Source organism: Noviherbaspirillum sp. (assembly GCF_035944575.1).
Classification (GTDB): domain Bacteria; phylum Pseudomonadota; class Gammaproteobacteria; order Burkholderiales; family Burkholderiaceae_D; genus Noviherbaspirillum.
The window spans coordinates 1-3,833 of record NZ_DASZBA010000075.1; the positions used below are offsets into that span (position 1 = coordinate 1).

Consider the following 3,833-nt stretch of genomic DNA (forward strand, 5'->3'; position numbering starts at 1 on the left):
ACACATGGGTGAACAACGCCGGCGTCGGCATGTTCGGCACCAATGAGGAAACCACCCTTGAGGACAAGCAGCGGTTGTTCGATACCAATTACTGGGGCGTGGTGCATGGATCGCTGTTTGCCGTACGGCATCTGAAGCGGCATGGCGGCGCGCTGATCAACATCGGCAGCGGTTTCTCCGACCGCGCCACGCCGCTGCAGGGAATCTATGCTGCATCCAAGCACGCGGTCGAAGGGTATACCGATTCCCTGCGCATGGAACTGGAAGAAGAAGGCGCGCCGGTGTCGGTGACGCTGATCAAGCCGGCTTCGGTGAATTCCATGTTCGTTTCCCATGCAAAGAACATGATGGATGTCGAACCGCGACTTCCGCCGCCGGTCTATGCGCCGGACATCGTGGCCGACGCCATCCTCTACGCGGCGGCGCATCCGAAACGCGACATCGAAATCGGCGCCGCCGCGAAACTGCTGGCCGTGGCCGAATATGCGATGCCGGGCATGCTCGACATCGTCATGCAGCGCGTCATGCCGGCGCTGCAGCGGACGACCCGCCCGCCGCATCCGCGCGGGCGGGACAATCTTCACACGGCCAGTCAGGACGGCATCGAGCGGGACGAGTTGGCGGAACCGGTGCTTCCGGTGCTTGAGAACAGTCTTTATACCAATGCGGTCATGCATCCGAAAACGGCCGGCGCCGTGCTGCTCGGGGCGGGCATCGCACTGGCGGCGATCTGGCAGGCGAACAGGCCGGCGCCCCGCCGGGACGCCTGACCGGTTCCAGCCGGGCGGCGCGGAGTTGCATGCAATGCCGCATGCAACTTCGCACCATCGCGCCGCCTGTCCTTACCCCTTACCAAGGAGATACGATGCAACGCATAGTCATCACGGGCAACGAACGCGATCAATTGATCAGCAACGCCGTCAAGGGCGCCATCGCCGGCGCGGTCGGCGTGTGGCTGATGGACCGGCTCGACTGGTTCATGTTCAAGCGGGTGGACGCACGGGCGCGGCAACGCACCGAGGCAGTCCGGCCGGGCGGGCTCGATCCCACGCATGTCGCCGCCAACAGGGCGGCGCACGCAGCCGGCACGACGCTGGCGCCGGCGCAGCCGCATCCGGCCGGGGTGGCGTTGCACTATGCGCTGGGCATCGGCCCGGCGGCGGTCTACGCCGCCACGCGCGAGCGGTTTCCGGTTCGCCGGGCCGGCCAAGATCATTTGTACGGCCTCGGCTTCGGTCTGGGCCTGTTCCTGGTGATGGACGAGACGCTGGGGACGCTCACAGGACTGTCCGCCGATCCGCGTGCGTATCCATGGCAGGCACATGCGCGCGGCCTTGCAACCCATCTTGCCCTCGGCCTTGCGACCAACATGGTGCTCAACCTGCTGCACGCACCGCGCCCGATGCCGCAATCGGCGCTCGACCGCACCCGGCTGCAGCGCGAGGAAACCGCGCCGATCTTTTCGCCTGCCAAGCCGGACACTGCCGGCGTCACGCTTCATTAATGCACACCGGCACGCGCGCATCCGGTAAACCTTCCTTATACTGACCGCAATCGGTACCCGCACGCCGATCGATAAGGAGACAGACATGGATGAAAACGATTTCGGCACCCAGGACTGGCGCAGGCTTTTGCGCCATCTCGGAGAAGACCCGGACCGCCAGGGATTGCGCGATACGCCGCAGCGGGTGGACAAGGCATGGCAGCACTGGACATCGGGCTATGCGCAGGACCCGGCCGACATCCTGAAGGTGTTCGAGGATGGCGCGGAACAGTACAACGAACTGATCGTGGTGCGCGGCATTCCCGTCTACAGCCACTGCGAACATCACCTGGCGCCGTTTTTCGGCACCGCCACCGTCGGCTACACGCCCAACGGCAGGATCGTCGGCCTGTCGAAACTGACCCGCCTGGTGGATTGCTTCTCCAAGCGCCTGCAGGTACAGGAACGGCTCACGATACAGGTTGCCGAATCGCTGATGAAACATGTGCAGCCGCTGTCGGTCGGCGTCGTCATCCGCTGCCGCCACATGTGCATGGAAAGCCGCGGCATCCGCACGCCGGGAGAAGAGACCGTCACCTCCGCCCTGCTCGGCGAGATGCGCACCAACCTCGGCCTGCGCACCGAGTTCCTGGCGCTGGCGCGGGAGAAGGACTGACCGACAATTTCACCGGCAGCCAAGCCGCCTTCATTTGGCGTTGAAAACAACCATTCTCGTTCAACGCCAATCCCGCACCGCTCCCTGTCGTTCAACCTCCTTTTCGTGCCTTGCGCGTCCGCTGCTTCATGCAGCGGCAATCTTGCAATAAAGACAATGCTTCGATAGAATCGCGATCTTGCAAAAACGATAAGTTTTTGCAACTTCATGATTTAACGGAGCTTCCATGTCTGATGCCGCGCTTGCCTTCACCCACGCCAACCGCCTCCTCAAGCTTTCCTTCGCGCCCGGCTCCGGCATCGACGTCGACACCCTGCTCCCGTTCGAATTAAGCGGCACCGAATTCCTCTCCACCGGCTTCACCTACACCCTCTCCTGCCTGTCCGACAACGCCTTCCTCGAACTGAAGGACTTCATCGGCCTGCCGGCCCAGCTCGCCATCCTTACCGACGACGGCGCAGAGCGCGCCCTGTGCGGCATTGTCACCGCCGCCAGCGCCGCCGGCAGCGACGGCGGCTTTTCCCGCTACTTGCTCACCCTGCAAGACCCTTTGGCCATCCTTGCCCGGCGCATCAACAGCCGCGTCTTCCAGGACATGACGGTGCGCGACACCGCCGCCGTCATCATCAACGAACACCGGCAGCACAACGGCGTGCTGGCCCAGTGCGTGGACCTGCGCGACCAATGCCGCAGGACGCATCCAACGCAATCCTGGGTTACCCAGTACAACGAGTCCGACGCCGCTTTCCTCAACCGCTGGTTCGCCCAGGAAGGCATCTCCTGGTATGTCGAGCATGGCGACGACGGCACACCCGGCGAGCATCCGAAACTGACGCTGGTGCTGTTCGACGACGTATCGACCCTGTCGCCGGCCAGCGCCGCGAAGGTGCGCTTTCACCGTCACGACGGCACCGAGAATGAAGACGTCATCACGCAATGGCATGGCCGGCGCACGCTGCAACCCGGCAGCATCGGCCGTGCCAGCTATGAGTACAAGATCGTCACCGTCAACACCGAGCAGCAGCGCAATGCGGTCGACCAGGGCGACCATGGCACGCGTATCGCCGATACGCTGGAAGACAACCGCTTCGACACCCACCACAGCGCCAATGACAGCGACGACTATGTCCGTTACGGCAAGCTGCGCATGCAGGCGCATGAATACGCCGCCAAGCAGTTTTCCGGCGAAGGCACGCACCGCGAGCTGGCGGTGGGCCGGCATTTCGAACTGACGCAGCACCCGGTGCATGATCAGGACGGCCCGGAGGGGCGGCAGTTTGTCGTCACAGGCCACACGCTGTATGCCAGAAACAACCTGCCGCAGGAAGCGCAGGCGGCGGCACAGACTTTCCATAAACAGGACAAGGCTGCCAATGATGCGACGGCATGGACCGGCGCATCAGACAGGGCGCTCAATGAGCCGGTCTACCGCACCCGCTTCGACGCCGTGCGCAAAGGCATCCCTATCATCCCCGCCTACAGCCATACCGAGCACGCCAAACCGGTCGCGCCTTCCCTGATGACCGCCATCGTCGTCGGTCCGCCCGGCGAAGAAATCCACACCGACGCCCTCGGCCGCATCAGGGTGCGCATGGGCTTCACCCGCCTGCAGGACCACCAGCACGCCGAAGGCGCCGGCGCCACCGACTCCGACCGTGATTCCCCATGGATACG

At 64.0% G+C, this 3,833-nt stretch carries 4 protein-coding genes; all 4 read left to right on the forward strand.

What is annotated here, in order from left to right; translation table 11 throughout:
• On the forward strand, positions 1-770 hold a 770-nt coding region (locus tag VGU61_RS04260; protein WP_326857857.1), incomplete at its 5' end, for an SDR family NAD(P)-dependent oxidoreductase.
• A 95-nt stretch (positions 771-865) separates the two neighbouring features.
• On the forward strand, positions 866-1,504 hold the full coding sequence (locus VGU61_RS04265) for a hypothetical protein (RefSeq protein ID WP_326857858.1): 639 nt from the start codon (positions 866-868) through the stop codon (positions 1,502-1,504).
• Positions 1,505-1,589: 85 nt separating this feature from the next.
• The gene (gene folE, locus VGU61_RS04270) at positions 1,590-2,159 is read left to right on the forward strand and encodes a GTP cyclohydrolase I FolE (RefSeq protein ID WP_326857859.1); all 570 of its coding nucleotides are present in this window, start codon (positions 1,590-1,592) and stop codon (positions 2,157-2,159) included.
• Between the two features lie 226 nt (positions 2,160-2,385).
• A partial coding sequence (locus tag VGU61_RS04275; protein ID WP_326857860.1) for a type VI secretion system Vgr family protein occupies positions 2,386-3,833 on the forward strand: 1,448 nt, incomplete at its 3' end.

Excerpts from the sequence above, each read along its gene's own strand:
- VGU61_RS04265 (WP_326857858.1), top strand. The coding sequence starts at position 866 with ATGCAACGCATAGTCATCACGGGCAACGAACGCGATCAATTGATCAGC.
- folE (WP_326857859.1), top strand. The coding sequence starts at position 1,590 with ATGGATGAAAACGATTTCGGCACCCAGGACTGGCGCAGGCTTTTGCGC.